The following is a 20,903-nucleotide window of genomic DNA, read 5'->3' as shown; positions in this document are numbered from 1 at the left end:
CAGAAGGGGCCCGGGGGCGGAGCCCCCGGCAGACCACCTCCGCCCCCCGGCCGCCCGCCAGAGGGCTTCAGGGAAGGGGCGGGGTGGGGGAAATCCCGCTACGCGGACGCGCCGCGCCGACCGCCCTGCTGGGGACGGCCACGGCGAGCACCGTTACCGCCCTGGCCGGCACGGGCACCCTGGGACTGCCCCGACCGCGTGCCCTGGGACTGCCCGGCACGGGCACCCTGCGCCTGTCCCGCACGAGAGGCACCCTGGGACTGCCCCGCACGGGAGGAACCCTGGGACTGCCCCGCACGGGAACCACCCTGGGACTGCGTCCCGCGGGCCGACGGCGTGCGGGCGCCCGAGCGCGCGCCCCGTGTGCGCGGACGGGCGGCCGGCTGCGGCTGGGCCGGGACCTCGACCACGACCGGGACGCCGGACGGCTCGCGCGCGCCCGTGACCCGTACCAGCTCCTCGTCGCTCGACTTCACCGCCGCCGTCTGCGGACGGATCCCCGCGAACGTCATCAGGCGGGACATCTCGCGCTTCTGCTCCGGCAGGACCAGCGTGACGACGCTGCCCGACTCGCCCGCGCGGGCCGTGCGCCCGCCGCGGTGGAGGTAGTCCTTGTGGTCCGTCGGCGGGTCGACGTTGACGACCAGGTCGAGGTCGTCGACGTGGATGCCGCGGGCCGCCACGTTCGTCGCCACCAGCGCGGTGACCTGGCCGTTCTTGAACTGGTCCAGGGTGCGGTTGCGCTGCGGCTGGGAGCGGCCGCCGTGCAGGCCCGCCGCCCGTACGCCGCTCGCGAGCAGCCGCTTGACCAGCCGGTCCACCGAGCGCTTGGTGTCCAGGAACATGATCACCCGGCCGTCGCGCGCGGCGATCCGCGCGGTGACGGCCTTCTTGTCGGTCTCGTCCTGGATGTAGAGGAGGTGGTGCTCCATCGTCGTCACCGCGCCCGCCGACGGGTCGACGGAGTGGACGACCGGGTCGGTGAGGAACATCCGGACCAGACGGTCGATGTTCTTGTCCAGGGTGGCGGAGAACAGCATCCGCTGACCGCCCGGCTCGACCTGCTTCAGCAGCGCCGTGACCTGCGGCATGAAGCCCATGTCGGCCATCTGGTCGGCCTCGTCGAGGACCGTGACGGCCACCTGGCCGAGCACGCAGTCGCCGCGCTCTATGAGGTCCTTGAGGCGGCCGGGGGTCGCCACGAGCACCTCGGCGCCGCGCCGCAGCGCGTTCGCCTGCTTGGTGAGCGAGAGCCCGCCCACGACCGTGGTCAGCCGCAGGTTGACGGCGGTGGCGTACGGGGTGAGCGCGTCGGTGACCTGCTGGGCCAGCTCACGCGTCGGTACGAGCACCATGGCGAGCGGCGCCTTCGGCTCGGCGCGCCGGCCCGCCGTGCGGGCGAGGAGGGCGAGGCCGAAGGCGAGGGTCTTGCCCGAGCCGGTGCGGCCCCGGCCGAGGATGTCGCGCCCCGCGAGCGAGTTCGGCAGCGTCGCGGCCTGGATCGGGAACGGCTCGGTCACCCCCTGCGCGGCCAGCGTCTTGAGGAGCGCCGCGGGCATGTCGAGGTCGGCGAACGCCGCCACCGCGGGCAGCGCGGGCGTGACCGTCTCCGGCAGCGTGAATTCACCCTGCGGCTGCACGGTCCGGCCGCGCGCGGAGTTCGCGGCGGGCTTGGCGGAGCTGGAGCTGGAGCTGGAGCGCTTGCGGGGGGTCGAACGCGTCATACGGGGTTGCCTTCCTGGGCCCGGGGGACGGACAGCACGCAAGCCGGGACCCGCACCTGCGCGGTGCGGGTCCCGGCTCGGGATTCGCCGAAGATCAGACGGGCTGGATGTTCTCCGCCTGCAGGCCCTTCTGGCCCTGGGTGACGTCGAAGGAGACCTTCTGGCCCTCCAGGAGCTCACGGAAGCCGGAGGAGGCGATGTTCGAGTAGTGGGCGAAGACGTCCGGGCCGCCGCCGTCCTGCTCGATGAAGCCGAAGCCCTTTTCCGAGTTGAACCACTTCACGGTGCCAGTAGCCATGTCATTCTCCTGAATAGGTAGGGGCCCCATCCGGAGAAAGCCGGTAAAACAATAATGCGCCTGAGGAACATTCCCGTCAGGCGCACATAAAGTCTATGGGTACCAAAACTGCAACAGGGAAAACTCTACCACGTCACCCGGCCCGGGGAAGGGGCGCCCGTGTGGGCCGCGCCACTCCCCCGCCGCGCTCCCGCCGCAGTTCACAGCCGTTCGATCACGGTCACGTTGGCCTGGCCGCCGCCCTCGCACATCGTCTGGAGCCCGTAGCGGCCGCCGGTGCGCTCCAGCTCGTGCAGCAGCGTCGTCATCAGCCGTACGCCGGTGGCCCCCAAAGGGTGGCCGAGCGCGATGGCGCCTCCGTTGACGTTGACCCGGTCCGGGTCGGCGCCGGTCTCCTTCAGCCAGGCGAGCACCACGGGCGCGAAGGCCTCGTTGATCTCGACCAGGTCGATCGCGTCGATCGTCAGGCCCGTCCTGCGCAGCGCGTGCGCCGTCGCGGGGATGGGGGCCGACAGCATCCGGATGGGGTCCTCGCCGCGTACCGAGAGGTGGTGGACGCGGGCGCGCGGGGTGAGCCCGTGCTCGCGTACGGCCCGCTCGCTCGCCAGGAGCATCGCGGCGGCGCCGTCGGAGACCTGGGAGGAGCAGGCGGCGGTGATCGTGCCGCCCTCGACGACCGGCTTCAGCGCGGCCATCTTCTCGGCGCCGGTGTCCCGGCGCGGCCCCTCGTCGGCGCGGACCTGTCCGTACGGCACGGTCTCGCGGAGGAAGCGGCCCTCGTCGAGGGCGCGGACCGCGCGCCGGTGCGAGCGCAGCGCGAACTCCTCCTGGTCCTCGCGGCTGATCCCCCAGTCGCGGGCGATCAGCTCAGCGCCGTGGAACTGGTTGACCGGCCGGTCCCCGTACCGCGCGCGCCAGCCGGCCGAGCCGGCGAACGGGCCCTCGGTCAGCCCCAGCGGCTCGGCCGCCTGCCGGGAGGCGAAGGCGATCGGGATCATCGACATGTTCTGGGTGCCGCCCGCCACCACCAGGTCCTGGGTGCCGGAGAGCACGGCCTGCGCGGCGAAGTGCACGGCCTGCTGGGAGGAGCCGCACTGGCGGTCGACGGTGACGCCCGGCACCTCCTGAGGCAGCCCGGCCGCCAGCCACGCGGTGCGCGCGATGTCCCCGGCCTGCGGCCCGACCGCGTCCAGGCAGCCGAAGACGACGTCGTCGACGGCGGCCGGGTCGATCCCGCTGCGCTCGACGAGCGCGGTGAGCACGTGCGCCCCCAGGTCGGCCGGGTGGACCCCGGCGAGGCCGCCCCCGCGCCGGCCCACCGGGGTGCGCACCGCTTCGACCACGTATGCCTCGGCCATGTCCCCAACTCCCTTGACGTGTCGGTGGATCACTCGCGTACGGCGATCCCGTCCAGCACCATCGACAGGTACTGGCGGGCGATCTCCTCGGGGCTGTGCTGCCCGCCGGGCCGGTACCAGGACGCGGCCACCCACACCGTGTCGCGGACGAACCGGTAGGTGAGGCGGACGTCCAGGTCCGCCCGGAACGCCCCGGCCGCGACCCCGCGCTCCAGGGTCCCCAGCCACGCCTGCTCGAAGCGGCGCTGGGAGTCGGTCAGATAGGCGAACCGGGGCAGCTCGGTGAGGTGCCTGGACTCCTTCTGGTAGATCGCGACGGCGGCCCGGTGCCGGTCGATCTCCCGGAAGGACTCGGTGACCAGGGCCTCGATGGTCTCGCGCGGTCCGAGTCCGGCCGCGAGCACGGCGTCGTACCCCTGCCACAGCTGGTCGAGGAAGGTGGAGAGGATCTCGTCCAGCATCGATTCCTTGGAATCGAAGTGGTAGTAGAGACTGCCCGCGAGCAGGCCCGCCTCGTCGGCGATCCTGCGGACGGTGGTGGCGTTGTAGCCCTGGGCGGCGAACACCTCGGCCGCGGTGGCGAGGAGTTCCGCGCGCCGCTCGGGCACGGCGGTCACCTGCTGCTTCTTGTTGTTCGGCACGGGTCCATTGTGGTCCCGTCCGCTAGGCGCGCTGACTGCTGACGGCGACGGATTCCCCGGTCATGTACGAGGAGTAGTCGCTGGCCAGGAAGACGATGACGTTGGCCACCTCCCAGGGCTCGGCGTGCCGCCCGAAGGCCTCGCGCGCGGCGAGCTCGTCGAGGAGGGCGGCGGAGGTGACCTTGGCGAGGTGGGGGTGGAGGGCGAGGGACGGCGAGACCGCGTTGACCCGTACTCCGTACGCGGCCGCCTCGATCGCCGCGCAGCGCGTGAGCGCCATGACGCCCGCCTTGGCGGCGGCGTAGTGGGCCTGCCCGGCCTGGGCGCGCCAGCCGACGACGGAGGCGTTGTTGACGATGACGCCGCCGCGGCCGGCGGCCCGGTAGGCGCGCAGGGCGGCCCTGGTGCAGCGGAAGGTGCCGTTGAGGGTGACGTCGAGGACGCGGTCCCACTGCTCGTCGGCCATGTCGGCGAGTTCGGCCGTGCCGCCGAGGCCCGCGTTGTTGACGACGACATCGAGGCGGCCGTGGATCCGTACGGCCGCGGCGAAGAGCGCGCGCACCTGGGAGTCGTCGGTGACGTCGCAGGGCAGCGCCGCCACCGCCCGGGCGCCGAACTCGGCCGCGAGCGCCTCGTGCGTCTCGCCCAGCCGGCGCGTGTGCGCGTCGCTGACCAGCACCCGTGCGCCCTCCTCCAGGAAGCGGCGGGCGGTCGCGCCGCCGATCCCGGCCCCGGCGGCGGCGGTGACGACGGCGGTACGGCCGTCGAGCAGGCCGTGTCCGGGCACATACGGAACCTTGTTGTCGGTCACGCCCGCAGGCTAACCTACCAAACACTTGTTAGGGAACGGTGACGGAGGGCGGGCCCCGCGATGGACCTGGACCGCACGGCCGACGAGGACGCCTTCCGCGCCGAGGCGCGCGACTGGCTCGCGGCGCACGTGCCGGCCGCGCCGCTGCCCTCGCTGGAGACGGCCGAGGGCTTCGCCGCGCACCGGCGGTGGGAGGCGGAGCTGTACGCGGGACGGTGGTCGGCCGTCTCCTGGCCCGAGCGGTTCGGGGGCCGGGGCGCCGACCTCTTCCGGTGGCTGGCCTTCGAGGAGGAGTACTGGGCGGCGGGCGCGCCCGGCCGGGTCTCCCAGAACGGCATCAGCCTGCTCGCGCCGACGCTCTTCGACCACGGCAGCGAGGAGCAGCGGGCCCGGGTGCTGCCGGACATGGCGAGCGGGGCGGTGGTGTGGGCGCAGGCCTGGTCGGAGCCGGAGGCCGGCTCCGACCTCGCCTCGCTGCGCTCGCGGGCCGTGCGCACGGAAGGGGGCTGGCTGCTGTCGGGCCAGAAGACGTGGTCCTCGCGGGCCGCGTTCGCCGACCGCGCCTTCGGCGTCTTCCGTACGGACCCGGCGGCGGACCGGCCGCACCGGGGCCTGACGTATCTGATGTTCGACCTGCGGGCGCCGGGGGTGACCGTCCGCCCGATCGGACGGCTCGACGGCAAGCCGGCGTTCGCGGAGCTGTTCCTGGACGAGGTGTTCGTCCCCGACGAGGACGTGATCGGGGAGCCGGGGCAGGGCTGGCGCATCGCGATGTCCACGACCGGCAACGAGCGCGGGCTCACCCTGCGCTCCCCCGGCCGCTTCCTGGCCGCCGCCGACCGGCTGGTGCGGCTGTGGCGCGAGCGGGGCGAGGAGCGGGGGCTGCGCGACCGGGTCGCGGACGCGGTGATCGGGGCGCGGGCGTACCAGCTGTTCACCTGCGCGGCCGCGTCGCGCGTCGCGGCGGGCGGCGCGATGGGCGCGGAGTCGAGCCTGAACAAGCTGTTCTGGTCCGAGTACGACATCGCGCTGCACGAGAGCGCCCTGGAACTCCTCGGCCCGGAGGGCGAGTTGGCGGAGGGCCCGGGCGGCTGGGCGCAGGGGTACGTCTTCGCGCTGGCCGGGCCGGTGTACGCCGGCACCAACGAGATCCAGCGCGACATCGTCGCCGAGCGCCTGCTCGGCCTCCCGAAGGGCCGTCCCCGATGAGGTTCGTGCCGACCACCGAGCAGCGCGACTTCACCCGCTCCCTGGACGCGCTCCTGACCGCCTGCGACACCCCGAAGGCCGTACGGTCCTGGGCGGCCGGGGACCACGGCCCCGGCCGGGCGCTGTGGCGGCGGCTGGCCGGGGCCGGGGTGTTCGCGCTGGCGGCTCCGCAGGCGTACGGCGGGGCCGGCCGTCTGCCGCCGGAGCTGGCCATGGCCCACCGGGAGCTGGGCCGCCACGCGGTGCCGGGCCCGCTGGTGGAGACGGCGGCGGCGACGGCCCTGCTCGGCCGTCTCGCGGACGCGGGCGTCCCGGGTCCGGCCGAGCGCCTGCTGCCGGGGGTGCTGGCGGGCGAGGCCGTGGTGACGCTGGCCGTGCCGGAGGGCGGGGGGTGGGTGCTGGATCCGGACGGGGCGGACGCGGTGCTGGTGGTGGCGGCGGGCCCCGGCGGGGCGGCCGAGCTGCGGCTCGCCCCCGGCCACGGCCCCCTCCACGCCTCCCTCGACCCCGCCCGGCGGCTCGCCCGGCCCCACCCCGGCGGGGAGCTCCTCGCCGCCGGTCCCGTCCTGGACGAGGCGGTCGGGTGCGCGGTGCGCTGGGCGCGGCTCGCGGCGGCGGCACAGGCGGTCGGGGTGGCCGAGGAGCTGCTGCGCCGGACCGTCGCGTACGTCCGCCAACGCGTCCAGTTCGGGGTGCCCATCGGCTCGTTCCAGGCGGTCAAGCACCGTCTCGCGGACACGCTGCTGGCGGTGGAGTTCGCCCGGCCGCTGGTGTACGGGGCGGCGCTCACCCTCGCCCCCGGCGACCTCGCGGCGGCGAAGGCGGCGGCGGGCGAGGCCGCGTACACGGCGGCCCGCGCCGCGCTCCAGCTCCACGGCGCGATCGGCTACACCGAGGAGCTGGACCTCTCGCTCTGGCTGCGCAGGGCCCGCCCACTGCGGGACGCGTGGGGCACACCGGCTCAGTGCCGGGCGGAGGTACTGGCGGCTTACCGTTAAGCAGTCCCGTTCGCCCACGGGCCGGTGAGGGCTTACTCCTGGCAGCCCCGTTCGCCTGCGGCCCGGCGGGGGGGCTGGCCGCGCGGTTCCCCGCGCCCCTGGAAGCGCGCCCCTCCGGGGTCGCCCAGGGGATTGCCGCGCAGCGGCATTCCGAGGGGCGCGGGGAACTGCGCGAGCACCCCCCCCACGACCCGCACACGAACTCCAGACCCAAAGGGGCGCGGGGAACTGCGCAGCCCCCCCCACGACCCGCAGGCGAAAACCCGCCCTCCCGGCAGAGCGCTCACGCGCTCTCGCGCGGCGGCTCCGTCCCGCCGCCCCGGCGGATGGTGCGCAAGGGGGCGCCCGGCCGCCACACGCGCAGCACGATCTCCTCCGTCTCCTTGTCGATGCCCGTGTGGACCACCTCGGTGAGTTCCGCGCGGAAGAGGAGGAACGGCTCGGGCGGGTGCACCTCGTGCGCGTACCGGGCGCGCTCCCGCGCGTCGAGGACCTCGACCGCCCGCCCGCTGATCCGGACGTCCCCGTCGGCCATCTCCGCGTCCGGCCCCGGATTGGCCTGGACCGCGAAGCGCGGATCGCGCCGCAGGTCGTACGCCTTGCGGGAGTTGGGCATCATCCCGAGCCACAGCTCGCCGACCCGGATCTCGACTTCCAGGCCGGTGACCCGGGGGCTGCCGTCCGCGCGCAGGGTCGCGAGGACGTGGTGCTTGTAGAGAAGGAAACGCTCGCGCACGGCGTCGGCGAACTGCGCCTCGGCCGCTTCGAAGTCCGTCCAGCTGAATGTCTGCGGTGCCATGCGCCCAGCAAACCCTGGATACCCGACATCCGCTGTCCGGATTTCTCCGGGGTCGCGATGATCGCGGTCGGGTGCCGCGACGCGGGCGGGGCGCCGCTCCTAGCCGGAAGAGCCGTGGGAGCCGTCCTCTGAGGCCGCCCAGTGCGCGCGCAGCACCTCCTCCGCCGGCTTGCCGTGCGGGGTGTAGGCGAGCCGCGCCGGGGTCTCGCCGCTGTCCGGCCAGTCGTCCCACATCCACCAGCACACCCCGGCCCACCAGTCCCGGCCGGTGAAGGTGTCCAGCAGCGCCCGGTATCCGGCGGCCTGTTCGTCGGGGGCCGCGCGCTTGCTGACCGTCCACGAGTACGGGGCCGTGGTCGAGCCGCGCTGGCTGGTGTAGCCCGCCTCGGTGAACAGGATCTTGCGGTGCTGCCGGCCGGAGAAGGCCGCCAGCTCCTCGGCGACCGGCTGCCAGGCCCGGCCCAGCCGTGCCGCGTCCGCCGTGGGGGCCTCGCCCAGCGGCCAGTAGGCGTCGATGCCGATGACGTCCAGCTCCGGCCAGAAGGGGACCCGGGCGTACTCGTCGTAGTTGGCCGCGTACGTCAGCGGCTGCCGGTAGCGGGCGCGGACCGCCGCGATCACCCTGCGCCAGGGCGCCGCGTCGGCGGACACCCCCGCGAGTTCGGTGCCGACCACGAACCGCTCGGTCCCCGTCTCGTGCGCGAGCGCCGCGTAGTGGGTGATGAACTTCTCGTACGCGGCGAACCAGGCCGCCCGGTCGGCGGGGCGGATCCCGGCCCGGTCGCCGCCGTCCACCAGGTCGACGTGCGGCTTCAGCATCACCTGGAGCCCGGCCCGGTGGGCGAGGGCGGTGATCCGGCGCAGGCTCCCGTCGCTCGCGGTCTCCTCGGTGGGGTGCTGCTCGCTGTCCCGGGTGGTGCGCTGGTACCAGGTGGGCGTGAAGACGACCCAGCGCGCCCCGGTGTGCGCGATGTCGCGCAGATACGCCTCGGCGCGCGGGCTGTCGTAGTCGTCCGCCGACCACGACGGCAGGGTCATCCCCCGCACCCGCCCGTCCCCGGCGGAGCCGGGCCGCGACCCGGATCCGCTCGGCTGCGTACCGCCGCCGCCCTCCTCCCCCGAGCAGCCGGTGAGCACGAGGGCGGCGGCCGCGGCCAGGGCCGCGACCGCCTTCTTCGTCATGCCGCTCACAGCGCCGCGGGGCTGACGAAGGTGTAACCGAGGGCCTTGATGCCGTCGATCGTGTCCTTCAGCGGCTGGACCGGATAGTAGGGGTGGTAGAAGAAGCTCGCGAAGCCGTCCCGGACCGCCAGGTTGGCCCTGGCCGACGCGACGAGGTCCGCGGGGAACCGCGCGGGGTGGTTGTTCTGTGCCACGGGTTCATAGTTCCCGATGTTCTCGGGAAGCACCTTCGTTCCGTACACGTCGTTGACGACGTACGGGAAGAACTGGCCGATGAACCGGTTCGGGTCCGCCGTGCCGCCGGTGAGCGTCCCGGCGAAGTAGAGCGACCGCTCCAGCCGGGCCGAGTAGTTCTGGGCGAAGACGCGGTAGTCGGTGGCGGAGCCCGCGTAGTGCGGGGTCGTCCACAGCTGCGGGCGCGGCAGGCCGGCCAGGGTGAAACCGGCGAGGCCGGAGTTCACCCGGGACTGCGCCCAGGCCGTGGAGTCCTGTGCGACCGGCCCGTCGTAGACGACGTTGTCGGACGCGTCCACGTGCGCCCGGTAGAACTCGAAGTCGTCGCCGGTCACCGCGGTGTACGGGTTGTCGGTGGTGCCGTACTGGTGGGTGTAGCCGTGCTCCATCAGCACGGCGCCGCGCGCCAGCATGTACTTCAGCGCGGAGACCACCTGCGGGCGCTGCGCCAGCGTCACGGTCTGCGCGACGCCGTTGCTGTAGACGCCGTTGGGGTCCGTGTAGACGGGGATGACGTTGATGCCGTACGGGATGTGCTGGCTGTAGAGGTAGTCCGCCATGGCCCGCAGCTGCGCGGGGTCGGAGTCGGGGCTGATGTCCTCCAGGCGGAACATGGCCCGGTGCCGGGCGGCGGTCCCGGGCGCGAGGGCGTCGAACAGCATGTCCTCGTACGCGATCACCCGGTCGCTTTCGGAAACGTAGCTGAACGGGAGCTCACCGATGTACGTGAGGTTCGCGGACCGGACGGCCCACGGGAAGCTCGTCCCGGTCGACGCGTCCAGCGCCTCCGCGACCCGGCTCACCGCCGGATACCCGGCCCCGGTGAGGATGTTCGGGCGCAGTACGCCGCCGTCCTGGCCCGCCGGGATCTTGCGGGTCAGGGCCTGTCCGCCGTAGGTGACCTGGCTGACGTTGCCGACCGATCCGTTCGCGTCCGTGAAGTAGGACGTGGTCGGGTCCCAGCCGTACTTCTGGGTGAACTGCGGCACCCCCACCGCGTTGCCCATGTTCCAGATGTTGTCCCCGACCCAGGTCACCGGTTTCGTACCGGCCAGGACGTCCTGGTAGAACGCGGCCGGCACGGCGTCGGGGATGCCGCCGCCGTAGTAGGTGGAGCCCAGGTAGACCGTCGCGGTGTACTGGCCGAGCAGGCCCGCGGTGTACTGCTGTACGGGCTTGGCCGTGACGCTCCCGAAGTGGCCGCCGAGGTTCGCCGCCGCCATGGCGTACAGCTCACCGAGGTAGCCGTACGGGCCCGCGTCGTCGTAGAGCACCAGCGTGGAGGTGGTGTCGGGCGCGGCGAGCGACAGCAGTCTCCGTACGGTGTCCGTCACCGTGCCCAGGACCGGGGTCAGCGGTGTGCGCGGCGCCGCACGGCGCTGCGCGTCCGCCGCCAGCTGGGCCGTGGCCCAGTCCCCCAGCCCCGCCCTGCCCAGGCTCGCGGCCGGGCTCAGCGGCTCGGAGCGCGGCGGCCTGCCGTCCGGCGCGGCGGCGGAGGCCACCACGCCCGTGCCCAGCAGAGCGGCGATCAGCAGCGGGACCAGGGACAGCCCGCGCCGACGGCGCCCACCGGACGTTCTTCTCACGGATTTCATGATCCGCTTTCCCCCCTCTTCCCAGAAAAACGGCCACCCCGGCCCGTTTTCCCCCGGGGCCGATGAAACATGGCCGAATTATGGCCACGATTCTTCTGGCGGACCACAAAGCCTGTCAATAGGCGAAGGGGCTCCCCGGAACTTGGCCGTCCGGGCTCGGTAAAAAACGATCCATGAAGTTTTAACATCACCCCTCACGAGGGTGTCCGGGTCTGCTACGTTCGCCATCTCGCGCAGAGACATGACCTGCTGCGTGAACAAATGGGGGGGACCCATGTACGGAAAGCCAGCCTGGGGCACAGTGCTGCCCCTGGCCGGGATGGCGGCCGCGCCCGAGACCGTACCGGGCCTGCCTTTGGCCAAAGCTCTGCAGGCCACGGCGGGTGCCGGCTTCGCTCTCTACTGCCTCACCGCCTGCGTCCTCATATCGATCAGAATTCGAATGAGGTGGCGGAAGAATTCGAAAACAGCCGGTGCGGGCCAGTCCCACGGGCACCGGGGGCGCACATGATTCTCGAACTGCTCCTCTGGTCCAGCATTTCCATCATCCTGATGGCGGGCTGCTACAACACCGGCCTCTTCGCTCTCTCCAGACGCCGCGCACCCCGCCGGAAAGGGCCACGCAAAGAGCGGCTCTATGTATTCCTCCTCGCCTGCCTCAACGAAGAGCAGGTCCTGGCCGAAAGTCTTGCGCGGATCACGGGTCTGCCGGCCGGGAATTTCCTGGCGCTCGTCATCGACGACGCCTCCGACGACCGCACCTCGGACATCGCCCGGGCCGCGGGCGACCGGGTCCTGCTGCACCGGCGCGAACTGCCCGACGCCCGGCGCGGCAAGGGCGCCGCGCTCAACGACGGCATACGGTTCCTCACCGGCTCCGGGGTGCTCGACGGGCACCACCCGGACGACGTCATCGTCTGCGTGGTCGACGCGGACGGGCGCCTGGACGGCCATGTCGTGCAGGCCGTCGACCCGTTCTTCGACGATCCCCGCACCGGAGCCGCGCAGATCTGCGTGCGGATGTACAACCGGACCACCGGACTGCTCGCCCGCCTCCAGGACATGGAGTTCGTGGTCTACGGCGATGTCTTCCAGAGCGCGCGCCGCTTCATCGGCAGCGTCGGCATGGGCGGCAACGGACAGTTCATGCGGCTGTCGGCGCTCCACACCCTGGGGCCCGGCGGCCCCTGGAGCGACAGCCTCACCGAGGACCTGGACCTCGGCGTCCGGCTGATCGCCCGGGGCTGGGTCACCCAGCACTGCACCACGGCCTCGGTCTCCCAGCAGGCCGTGCTCTCGCTGCGGCGCCTGGTACGGCAGCGGTCCCGCTGGTTCCAGGGCCACCTCCAGTCGGCCGGCCTCGTCCCGCTCATCCTGCGGGAGGTCCCGACGCGCCCCGCGCTCGATCTGCTCTACCACCTCTCCAGCCCGGTGCTGATCCTGCTCACCTCGCTGCTGCCGCTGTCCTTCCTGGTCGCCCTCGGCGGCACGGTGCTCGCCTCCGTCGAGGCGGGCCGGGCGCTGGTGTCACCGATGTGGCTGCTCGGCCCGTACCTGCTCTCCTTCACCGCGGCGTACGCGTACGGATTCGTCTACGCCAAGCGGGAGCGGGACCTCGGTCTGGTGCGGTCGGTGCTGGTCGCCCACGTCTTCGTGTTCTACGGCTACATCTGGTTCGCGGCCGGCTGGTGGGGGCTGTGGCGGATGGCGACCGGCAAGCGCACCTGGCTGAAGACCGCCCGCACCTGAGCGGCCCGGAGGTGGACGGGGCCGGACCCCGTACGCCTCCCGGCCTGCTCCTCGCCTCTCTCGCTCTCTCTCGCTCTCTCTCATCGTGCTCGTCAATGTCCTAGGGGGGACCCATGTCCGCGTTCTCATCCGGTGTGCCCGTGCGCGCCATGCTGGTGCTCGGCACCCGGCCCGAAGCGATCAAGCTGGCGCCGCTGGCCCGGGCGCTGGCCGCAGGTACGGAGTTCGAGCCGGTCGTCGTGACCACCGGCCAGCACCGCGAGATGCTCCACCAGATGCTGGGGCTGCTGGGCGTCGACGTCCGCTACGCCCTCGACGTCATGCGCAACCGCCAGCAGCTCTCCGATCTGACGTCCCGTCTGGTGGAGGGGCTGGGCCAACTGCTGCGCAGGGAGCGGCCCGACCTCGTGGTGGTCCAGGGCGACACCACGACCGCGCTGGCCGGGGCGCTGGCCGCGTTCTACGAGCGCATCCCGGTGGCGCACGTGGAGGCGGGGCTGCGCACCGGGGTGCTGGACAACCCGTTCCCCGAGGAGCTCAACCGCTGCCTGATCGGGCGGATCGCCCGCTGGCACTTCGCCCCCACCGAGCGCGCCGCCCGGCACCTGCGGGAGGAGGGCATCGCGACGGGCCAGATCTTCACCACCGGCAACACCGTCATCGACAACCTCCAGTGGGCGCTCGCCGAGGGGATCGGGACCTGCGCGTTCCGCACCGCCCGGCGGCGGGTCCTGGTCACCCTGCACCGCCGGGAGAACCAGGGGCCCCGGATGCGGGCGATGGGCCGGGCGCTGGGGCGGCTCGCCGAACGCGGCGACGTGGAGATCGTGATCCCGCTGCACAAGAGCCCGGCGGTGCGCGACGCGCTGCTGCCGCTGACCGGCCGGGCCGGCATCACCCTGGTCGAGCCGCTGGACTACCCGGACTTCACCGCCACACTCGCGGGCTGCGACCTCGTCCTGACCGACTCCGGCGGCATCCAGGAGGAGGCCCCGAGCCTGGGCAAGCCCGCCCTGGTACTGCGGACCACCACCGAACGGCCGGAGGCGGTGGAGGTGGGCGCGGCCCGGCTCATCGGCACCGATCCGGAGATGATCGTGGGCGCGGCGGCGGCGCTCCTGGACGACCCCGTGGCGTACCGGCGGATGGCGACGGCGGGCAACCCCTATGGCGACGGCGGCGCCACCGCCCGGATCGTCACCCAGCTCGCGGAGGACTTCGCGGCCGAGGTGCCGTGCGCCGCCGACCCTCTTCTTCCCGTGCCCCCCGCGGGCGGCGGAGCGGGGCCATACTCGACGGCATGACGACAGCCCCACGGCTGCGGCGCCCGGTCCCACCGGCCGGGCGCGGCGGCCGCAGAAGCCGAGTCACCGCCCTGGTCCTGGCCGCCGCGCTGCTGGCGGCCGGGGCCTTCGGCCTGAGCCGGTGCGTGGCCGACCGGGGCCCGGCGCCGCGCGAGCCGTGGGCGGACGGCACGGCGCACGGCCGCTGGCAGTCGGTGTTCAACGGCCACGGCGTCAACACGGGGGACGACGACGCCCTGGAGCTGGCGCCGAGGGCGGCCACCGACCCCGGCACCACCCACGCGGGCCTGGTGGTGAGCCGCGCGGTGTACGGGGACGTGGGCTACGAGGCCCGGATGCGCACGGTCGCGCAGTTGCGCACGCCCGCGCCGAACAGCTGGGAGGTGGCCTGGCTGATCTGGGCGTACACCGACCCGGAGCACTTCTACTACATCACCCTGAAGCCCAACGGCTGGGAGCTGGGCAAACGCGATCCCGCCTATCCCGGCGGCCAGCGCTTCCTGGCCACCGGCGAGCGGGCCTTCCCGGTCGGCGCCTGGTACACGGTCCGGGTCGAGCAGCGGGGCGGCCGGCTCCGGGTGGCCGTGGACACGGCGGGCCTCGCCGACTTCACCGACACCGAACGCCCCTATCTCCGGGGCGCCCTGGGCGCGTACACGGAGGACGCCCGGGTGGAGTTCCGGGGGCTGCGGGCCGAGGGCGAGCAGCGGTGACGCGCCGCGGCGCCCGCCCAGTCGTCCGGTCGGGGACAGTGGGGCAGGCGCCACGCTGCGGGGGGCCGGGGGCGTCCCCCGGTCCGGCGCAGCCCGTACACCGTTGTACGGAACGTTTTGGGGTGGAGCGACTCAGACCGTCAGGGCCCGGTCCGTCGGACGGATCGGGGCGGGCAGTTCGCTCCTCCCCGTAAGGTACCGGTCCACACCACGTGCTGCCGAACGGCCCTCCGCGATCGCCCACACGATCAGGGACTGCCCGCGCCCGGCGTCACCGGCCACGTACACTCCGTCGACGTTCGTCGCGAAGTCCGCGTCGCGGGCGATGTTGCCGCGCTCGTCGAGCTCCAGGCCGAACTGCGCCACCAGACCGTTGGACTGGTCGGTGCCGGTGAAGCCCATGGCGAGGGTGACCAGCTGGGCGGGGATCTTCCGCTCGGTGCCGGGCTTCGGGGTGAGCCTGCCGTCGATGAACTCGACCTCGGTCAGGTGCAGGAACTGGACGTTGCCGTCCTCGTCGCCCTCGAAGTGGGTGGTGGAGACGGAGTAGACCCGCTCGCCGCCCTCCTCGTGGGCCGAGGTGACCTTGTAGAGCATCGGGAAGGTCGGCCAGGGCTGGTTGGCGTTCCGCTCCTCGCCCGGCCGCGGCATGATCTCCAGCTGGGTGACCGACGCCGCGCCCTGGCGGTGGGCGGTGCCCACGCAGTCCGCGCCGGTGTCGCCGCCGCCGATCACGACGACGTGCTTGCCCTCGGCGGTCAGCGGGGGCGCCACGAAGTCACCCTCCTGCACCTTGTTCGCCAGCGGCAGGTACTCCATGGCGAAGTGGATGCCGTTGAGCTCGCGGCCGGGGACCGGCAGGTCGCGCGAGACCGTGGCGCCGGCCGCGATGACGACCGCGTCGTAGCGCTTGCGCAGCTTCGCCGCGTCGATGTCACGGCCGATCTCGACCTCGGTGCGGAACTTGGTGCCCTCCGCGCGCATCTGCTCGATGCGGCGGTTGATGTGCACCTTCTCCATCTTGAACTCGGGGATGCCGTAGCGCAGCAGACCGCCGATGCGGTCGGCGCGCTCGTACACCGCCACCGTGTGGCCGGCCCGGGTCAGCTGCTGGGCGGCGGCGAGCCCCGCCGGGCCCGAGCCGATGACCGCGACGGTCTTGCCGGACAGCCGCTCCGGGGGCTGCGGGGTGACATCGCCGCTGTCCCACGCCTTGTCGATGATGGAGACTTCGACGTTCTTGATGGTGACGGCCGGCTGGTTGATGCCGAGCACGCACGCCGACTCGCAGGGAGCCGGGCACAGCCGCCCGGTGAACTCCGGGAAGTTGTTGGTGGCGTGCAGCCGCTCGGACGCCGCCGACCAGTCCTCGCGGTAGGCGTAGTCGTTCCACTCGGGGATCAGGTTCCCCAGCGGACAGCCGTTGTGGCAGAACGGGATGCCGCAGTCCATGCAGCGTCCGGCCTGCTTGCTGATGATCGGCAGCAGCGAGCCGGGGACGTAGACCTCGTTCCAGTCCTTGACGCGCTCGGCCACGGGGCGGGTCGGCGCGACCTCGCGACCGGTGGTGAGAAAGCCCTTGGGGTCAGCCATGGGTCGCCGCCTCCATCATCTTCTCGGTGGTCTCCTGCTCGGAGAGACCGGCGAGCTCAGCGGCTTCCTTGGCGGCGAGCACTGCCTTGTACGTGGACGGGATGATCTTGCTGAAGCGCTGTACGGCGGCGGGCCAGTCGGCGAGCAGCTTCTCGGCGACCGTGGAGCCGGTCTCCTCCTGGTGGCGGCGCACGACGTCGTGCAGCCACCGCTCGTCGGCCTCGGTGAGGGCCTCGACCGCGGCCAGGTTGCCGGCGTTGACGTGGTGGGGGTCGAGGTCGATCACGTACGCGACACCGCCGGACATGCCGGCCGCGAAGTTGCGTCCCGTCTCGCCCAGGACCACCGCGTGGCCGCCGGTCATGTACTCGCAGCCGTGGTCGCCCACGCCCTCCGAGACCACCAGGGCGCCGGAGTTGCGGACGCAGAACCGCTCGCCGGTGCGGCCGCGCAGGAACAGCTCGCCGCCGGTCGCGCCGTACGCGATGGTGTTGCCCGCGATGGTGGAGTACTCGGCGAGGTGGTCGGCGCCCCGGTCGGGGCGGACGATCACCCGGCCGCCGGAGAGGCCCTTGCCGACGTAGTCGTTGGCGTCGCCCTCCAGGCGCAGGGTGACGCCCCGGGGCACGAAGGCGCCGAAGGACTGGCCCGCCGAGCCGGTGAAGGTGATGTCGATGGTGTCGTCGGGCAGGCCCGCGCCGCCGAACTTCCGCGTCACCTCGTGGCCGAGCATGGTGCCGACGGTCCGGTTGATGTTGCGGATCGCGATCTGCGCGCGGACCGGCCGGGCGTCCTCGGCGGTGGCCGCGCCCAGCGCGTCGGCGGCGAGCTCGATGAGTTCGTTGTCGAGCGCCTTCTCCAGACCGTGGTCCTGGGCGGTCACCGCGTGGCGCACGGCGCCCTCGGGCAGCTCGGGCACGTGGAAGAGCGCGTCCAGGTCCAGGCCCTGGGTCTTCCAGTGGCGCACCGCGCGGCTGGTGTCCAGCAGCTCGGCGTGGCCGACGGCCTCCTCGATCGTACGGAAGCCCAGCTCGGCGAGGAGCTCGCGGACCTCCTCGGCGATGAACTCGAAGAAGTTGACGACGAACTCGGGCTTGCCGGAGAAGCGGTCCCGCAGCACCGGGTTCTGGGTGGCGATGCCCACCGGGCAGGTGTCCAGGTGGCAGACGCGCATCATGACGCAGCCGGAGACGACGAGCGGGGCGGTCGCGAAACCGAACTCCTCGGCGCCCAGCAGCGCGGCGATGACGACGTCGCGGCCGGTCTTGAGCTGGCCGTCGGTCTGCACCACGATCCGGTCGCGCAGGCCGTTGAGCAGCAGCGTCTGCTGGGTCTCGGCGAGCCCGAGCTCCCAGGGGCCGCCCGCGTGCTTCAGGGAGGTGAGCGGGGAGGCGCCCGTTCCGCCGTCGTGGCCGGAGATGAGGACGACGTCCGCGTGCGCCTTGGAGACACCGGCGGCGACCGTGCCGACACCGACCTCGGACACGAGCTTCACATGGATGCGCGCGGCCGGGTTGGCGTTCTTGAGGTCGTGGATCAGCTGCGCCAGATCCTCGATGGAGTAGATGTCGTGGTGCGGCGGCGGCGAGATCAGACCCACACCCGGGGTGGAGTGCCGGGTCTTGGCGACCCACGGGTAGACCTTGTGGCCGGGCAGCTGACCGCCCTCGCCGGGCTTGGCGCCCTGGGCCATCTTGATCTGGATGTCGTCCGCGTTGACCAGGTACTCGCTGGTGACGCCGAAGCGGCCGGAGGCGACCTGCTTGATGGAGGAGCGGCGCGCCGGGTCGTACAGGCGGTCCGCGTCCTCGCCGCCCTCACCGGTGTTGGACTTCGCCCCCAGCTGGTTCATGGCGATGGCGAGCGTCTCGTGCGCCTCGCGCGAGATCGAGCCGTACGACATGGCGCCGGTGGAGAAACGCTTGACGATCTCCGAGACCGGCTCGACCTCGTCGAGGGGGATCGAGGGGCGGTCGGAGGAGAAGCCGAAGAGCCCGCGCAGCGTCATCAGGCGCTCGGACTGCTCGTTCACGCGCTCGGTGTACTTCTTGAAGATGTCGTACCGGCGCCCGCGGGTGGCGTGCTGGAGGCGGAAGACCGTCTCCGGGTCGAACAGGTGCGGCTCGCCCTCGCGGCGCCACTGGTACTCGCCGCCGATCTCCAGCGCGCGGTGGGTGGCCGCGATGCCGGAGACGGGGTAGGCCTTGGCGTGCCGGGCGGCGACCTCCTTGGCGATGACGTCGATCCCGGCGCCGCCGATCTTGCTGGCGGTCCCGCTGAAGTACGTGCCGACGAACTCCTCGGCGAGGCCCACGGCTTCGAAGACCTGGGCGCCCCGGTAGGAGGCGACGGTCGAGATGCCCATCTTGGACATGACCTTCAGGACGCCCTTGCCGAGGGCGTGGATCAGGTTGCGGATGGCCTGCTCGGGCTCCAAGCCCTCGATGAAGGTGCCCGCGCGGACCAGGTCCTCGACGGACTCCATCGCCAGGTACGGGTTGACGGCGGCGGCGCCGTAGCCGATGAGCAGGGCGACGTGGTGCACCTCGCGGACGTCACCGGCCTCGACGAGCAGCCCCACCTGGGTGCGCTGCTTGGTACGGATGAGGTGGTGGTGGACGGCCGAGGTGAGCAGCAGCGACGGGATCGGCGCGTGCTCGGCGTCGGAGTGCCGGTCGGACAGGACGATGAGGCGGGCGCCGTTCTCGATGGCGGCGTCGGCCTCGGCCCGGATGGCCTCGATGCGCTCGGCGAGGGCCGCGCCGCCGCCGGAGACGCGGTAGAGGCCGGAGAGCGTGGCCGCCTTCATCCCCGGCATGTCGCCGTCGGCGTTGATGTGTATCAGCTTGGCCAGCTCGTCGTTGTCGATCACCGGGAACGGCAGGGTGACGGAGCGGCAGGACGCGGCGGTCGGGTCGAGGAGGTTGCCCTGCGGTCCCAGCGAGGAGCGCAGCGAGGTGACGAGCTCCTCGCGGATGGCGTCCAGCGGCGGGTTGGTGACCTGCGCGAACAGCTGGGTGAAGTAGTCGAAGAGCAGCCGGGGGCGCTCGGAGAGGGCCGCGATCGGGGAGTCCGTGCCCATCGAGCCGAGCGGCTCGCCGCCGGTGCGGGCCATCGGCGCGAGGATGACGCGCAGCTCTTCCTCGGTGTAGCCGAAGGTCTGCTGGCGGCGGGTGACCGAGGCGTGCGTGTGCACGATGTGCTCGCGCTCGGGCAGGTCCTCCAGCTCGATCTCGCCGGCCTCCAGCCACTCGGCGTACGGGGCCTCGGCGGCCAGCGCCGCCTTGATCTCGTCGTCCTCGATGATCCGGTGCTCGGCGGTGTCGACGAGGAACATCTTGCCGGGCTGGAGGCGGCCCTTGCGGACGACCTTGGCGGGGTCGATGTCGAGGACGCCGACCTCGGAGGAGAGCACGACCAGGCCGTCGTCGGTGACCCAGTAGCGGCCGGGGCGCAGACCGTTGCGGTCCAGGACCGCGCCGACCTGGACGCCGTCGGTGAAGGTGACGCAGGCCGGGCCGTCCCAGGGCTCCATCATCGTGGAGTGGTACTGGTAGAAGGCGCGCCGGGCCGGGTCCATCGAGGCGTGGTTCTCCCACGCCTCGGGAACCATCATCAGCACCGAGTGCGGCAGCGAGCGCCCGCCGAGGTGGAGGAGTTCGAGCACCTCGTCGAAGGAGGCGGAGTCGGAGGCGTCCGGCGTGCAGACCGGGAAGATCCGCGCGAGGTCCCTGCCGTCGCCGCCGAACACGTCGGTGACGAGCTGCGACTCGCGGGCCACCATCCAGTTGCGGTTGCCCTTGACCGTGTTGATCTCGCCGTTGTGGGCGACGAAGCGGTACGGGTGGGCGAGCGGCCAGGACGGGAAGGTGTTCGTCGAGAAGCGCGAGTGGACCAGCGCGACGGCGGTGGCGAACCGGCGGTCGGAGAGGTCGGGGAAGAACGGCTCCAGCTGCCCGGTGGTGAGCATGCCCTTGTAGACGATCGTCCGGGCGGAGAGCGAGGGGAAGTACACCCCGGCCTCGCGCTCGGCGCGCTTGCGCAGCACGAACGCCTTGCGGTCCAGGGCGATGCCGGTGATCGTCCCTCCCCCGGACTCCGTCCGGGAGGTGCCCCCGGCCACGAAGAGCTGCCGGAAGGCGGGCATGGTGGCGCGGGCGCCGTTGCCGAGCAGCTCGGGCGTGACGGGCACCTCGCGCCAGCCGAGGACGTGCAGGTCCTCCTCGGCGGCGATGGCCTCGATCCGCGCCACGGCGGCGGCGCTGTCCTCGACGGGCAGGAAGGCGATGCCGACGGCGTACGCACCGGCCTCGGGCAGCTCGAAGGGGGCGGCCTCGCGCAGGAACGCGTCCGGGACCTGGAGCAGGATGCCGGCGCCGTCGCCGGAGTCCGGCTCGGAGCCGGTGGCGCCACGGTGTTCGAGATTGCGCAGTACGGTCAGCGCCTGCTCGACCAGCTCATGGCTGGCCTCACCGGTCAGGGTGGCCACGAACCCGACTCCGCAGGCGTCGTGTTCGTTACGGGGGTCGTACAGCCCCTGCGGGGCGGGTCGACCGTCCATGGGCGACCAGGCGTCGGAACGCATCGGCTCTCCCGTCGTCGTCGTGGCATGTTGAGTGCCGAGGGACGACGTTGGCCCTCTGCGAAATTTCGTGCAGGTTACATGATGGGTCGGATCTCGGGAACCGGATAGCC

General features: G+C 72.6%; 15 protein-coding genes. 5 read left to right on the top strand and 10 right to left on the bottom strand.

All coding sequences use genetic code 11. From position 1 onward, the window contains the following. Positions 1–98: 98 nt before the first annotated feature. The 5 genes from ABZ404_RS14190 to ABZ404_RS14170 all read right to left on the bottom strand — a co-directional run bounded on the left by ABZ404_RS14190 (position 99) and on the right by ABZ404_RS14170 (position 4,832). Positions 99–1,724, bottom strand: coding sequence for a DEAD/DEAH box helicase (locus tag ABZ404_RS14190; RefSeq protein ID WP_358834126.1), 1,626 nt, complete (start codon positions 1,722–1,724; stop codon positions 99–101). A 94-nt stretch (positions 1,725–1,818) separates the two neighbouring features. Then, on the bottom strand, positions 1,819–2,022 hold the full coding sequence (locus tag ABZ404_RS14185; RefSeq protein WP_358834125.1) for a cold-shock protein: 204 nt from the start codon (positions 2,020–2,022) through the stop codon (positions 1,819–1,821). Positions 2,023–2,222: 200 nt separating this feature from the next. Beyond that, positions 2,223–3,380 (bottom strand): acetyl-CoA C-acetyltransferase, encoded by a 1,158-nt coding sequence (locus ABZ404_RS14180; RefSeq protein WP_358834124.1) that lies wholly within the window; start codon positions 3,378–3,380, stop codon positions 2,223–2,225. A 29-nt stretch (positions 3,381–3,409) separates the two neighbouring features. After that, positions 3,410–4,021 (bottom strand): TetR/AcrR family transcriptional regulator, encoded by a 612-nt coding sequence (locus ABZ404_RS14175; RefSeq protein WP_358834123.1) that lies wholly within the window; start codon positions 4,019–4,021, stop codon positions 3,410–3,412. Between the two features lie 22 nt (positions 4,022–4,043). Continuing rightward, positions 4,044–4,832: an SDR family oxidoreductase gene (locus ABZ404_RS14170; RefSeq protein WP_358834122.1), complete on the bottom strand. Its 789-nt coding sequence runs from the start codon at positions 4,830–4,832 to the stop codon at positions 4,044–4,046. Positions 4,833–4,892: 60 nt separating this feature from the next. Here ABZ404_RS14170 and ABZ404_RS14165 point away from each other — a divergent pair, with 60 nt between their 5' ends. Together ABZ404_RS14165 and ABZ404_RS14160 are read left to right on the top strand one after the other, a co-directional pair. Then, on the top strand, positions 4,893–6,041 hold the full coding sequence (locus ABZ404_RS14165) for an acyl-CoA dehydrogenase family protein (protein WP_358834121.1): 1,149 nt from the start codon (positions 4,893–4,895) through the stop codon (positions 6,039–6,041). Further along, positions 6,038–7,039 (top strand): acyl-CoA dehydrogenase family protein, encoded by a 1,002-nt coding sequence (locus ABZ404_RS14160; RefSeq protein WP_358834120.1) that lies wholly within the window; start codon positions 6,038–6,040, stop codon positions 7,037–7,039. Before ABZ404_RS14165 ends, ABZ404_RS14160 begins: the two co-directional genes overlap by 4 nt. Before the next feature lie 283 nt (positions 7,040–7,322). Here the strand turns inward: ABZ404_RS14160 and ABZ404_RS14155 are convergent, their stop codons facing one another. The 3 genes from ABZ404_RS14155 to ABZ404_RS14145 all read right to left on the bottom strand — a co-directional run bounded on the left by ABZ404_RS14155 (position 7,323) and on the right by ABZ404_RS14145 (position 10,840). Beyond that, a complete protein-coding gene (locus ABZ404_RS14155) occupies positions 7,323–7,838 on the bottom strand; it encodes a pyridoxamine 5'-phosphate oxidase family protein (protein WP_358834119.1) in 516 nt (171 codons plus the stop codon). Positions 7,839–7,937: 99 nt separating this feature from the next. Continuing rightward, positions 7,938–9,020: a hypothetical protein gene (locus ABZ404_RS14150; protein WP_358834118.1), complete on the bottom strand. Its 1,083-nt coding sequence runs from the start codon at positions 9,018–9,020 to the stop codon at positions 7,938–7,940. A gap of 5 nt (positions 9,021–9,025) precedes the next feature. Next, positions 9,026–10,840: a polysaccharide deacetylase family protein gene (locus ABZ404_RS14145; protein ID WP_358834117.1), complete on the bottom strand. Its 1,815-nt coding sequence runs from the start codon at positions 10,838–10,840 to the stop codon at positions 9,026–9,028. 516 nt (positions 10,841–11,356) lie between these two features. Here ABZ404_RS14145 and ABZ404_RS14140 point away from each other — a divergent pair. From ABZ404_RS14140 to ABZ404_RS14130, 3 genes are all read left to right on the top strand, one after another. After that, positions 11,357–12,598, top strand: a complete 1,242-nt coding sequence (locus ABZ404_RS14140) for a glycosyltransferase family 2 protein (protein ID WP_358834116.1) — start codon at positions 11,357–11,359, stop codon at positions 12,596–12,598. A gap of 113 nt (positions 12,599–12,711) precedes the next feature. After that, complete coding sequence (gene wecB, locus ABZ404_RS14135; RefSeq protein ID WP_358834115.1) at positions 12,712–13,902, top strand: UDP-N-acetylglucosamine 2-epimerase (non-hydrolyzing); 1,191 nt, start codon at positions 12,712–12,714, stop codon at positions 13,900–13,902. Beyond that, the gene (locus ABZ404_RS14130; protein WP_358834114.1) at positions 13,899–14,615 is read left to right on the top strand and encodes a family 16 glycoside hydrolase; all 717 of its coding nucleotides are present in this window, start codon (positions 13,899–13,901) and stop codon (positions 14,613–14,615) included. The genes wecB and ABZ404_RS14130 overlap by 4 nt, the downstream gene beginning before the upstream one ends. A 132-nt stretch (positions 14,616–14,747) precedes the next feature. On the opposite strand, the gene ABZ404_RS14125 is transcribed toward ABZ404_RS14130, so the two are convergent. Both ABZ404_RS14125 and gltB read right to left on the bottom strand, forming a co-directional pair. Then, complete coding sequence (locus ABZ404_RS14125) at positions 14,748–16,208, bottom strand: glutamate synthase subunit beta (protein ID WP_358834113.1); 1,461 nt, start codon at positions 16,206–16,208, stop codon at positions 14,748–14,750. Beyond that, on the bottom strand, positions 16,201–20,793 hold the full coding sequence (gene gltB / locus ABZ404_RS14120; RefSeq protein ID WP_358834112.1) for a glutamate synthase large subunit: 4,593 nt from the start codon (positions 20,791–20,793) through the stop codon (positions 16,201–16,203). Before gltB ends, ABZ404_RS14125 begins: the two co-directional genes overlap by 8 nt. Positions 20,794–20,903: the final 110 nt, after the last annotated feature.

Source organism: Streptomyces sp. NPDC005878 (assembly GCF_040629815.1).
Lineage (GTDB): Bacteria > Actinomycetota > Actinomycetes > Streptomycetales > Streptomycetaceae > Streptomyces.
The sequence above is the reverse complement of the archived record's forward strand: the minus strand, read 5'-3'. Positions and strand labels throughout refer to the sequence as shown.

Coding starts and splice junctions, on each gene's coding strand:
- ABZ404_RS14190 (WP_358834126.1), bottom strand. CDS start 1,724: ATGACGCGTTCGACCCCCCGCAAGCGCTCCAGCTCCAGCTCCAGCTCC.
- ABZ404_RS14185 (WP_358834125.1), bottom strand. CDS start 2,022: ATGGCTACTGGCACCGTGAAGTGGTTCAACTCGGAAAAGGGCTTCGGC.
- ABZ404_RS14180 (WP_358834124.1), bottom strand. CDS start 3,380: ATGGCCGAGGCATACGTGGTCGAAGCGGTGCGCACCCCGGTGGGCCGG.
- ABZ404_RS14165 (WP_358834121.1), top strand. CDS start 4,893: ATGGACCTGGACCGCACGGCCGACGAGGACGCCTTCCGCGCCGAGGCG.
- ABZ404_RS14160 (WP_358834120.1), top strand. CDS start 6,038: ATGAGGTTCGTGCCGACCACCGAGCAGCGCGACTTCACCCGCTCCCTG.
- ABZ404_RS14155 (WP_358834119.1), bottom strand. CDS start 7,838: ATGGCACCGCAGACATTCAGCTGGACGGACTTCGAAGCGGCCGAGGCG.
- ABZ404_RS14150 (WP_358834118.1), bottom strand. CDS start 9,020: ATGACGAAGAAGGCGGTCGCGGCCCTGGCCGCGGCCGCCGCCCTCGTG.
- ABZ404_RS14140 (WP_358834116.1), top strand. CDS start 11,357: ATGATTCTCGAACTGCTCCTCTGGTCCAGCATTTCCATCATCCTGATG.
- wecB (WP_358834115.1), top strand. CDS start 12,712: ATGTCCGCGTTCTCATCCGGTGTGCCCGTGCGCGCCATGCTGGTGCTC.
- ABZ404_RS14130 (WP_358834114.1), top strand. CDS start 13,899: ATGACGACAGCCCCACGGCTGCGGCGCCCGGTCCCACCGGCCGGGCGC.
- ABZ404_RS14125 (WP_358834113.1), bottom strand. CDS start 16,208: ATGGCTGACCCCAAGGGCTTTCTCACCACCGGTCGCGAGGTCGCGCCG.
- gltB (WP_358834112.1), bottom strand. CDS start 20,793: ATGCGTTCCGACGCCTGGTCGCCCATGGACGGTCGACCCGCCCCGCAG.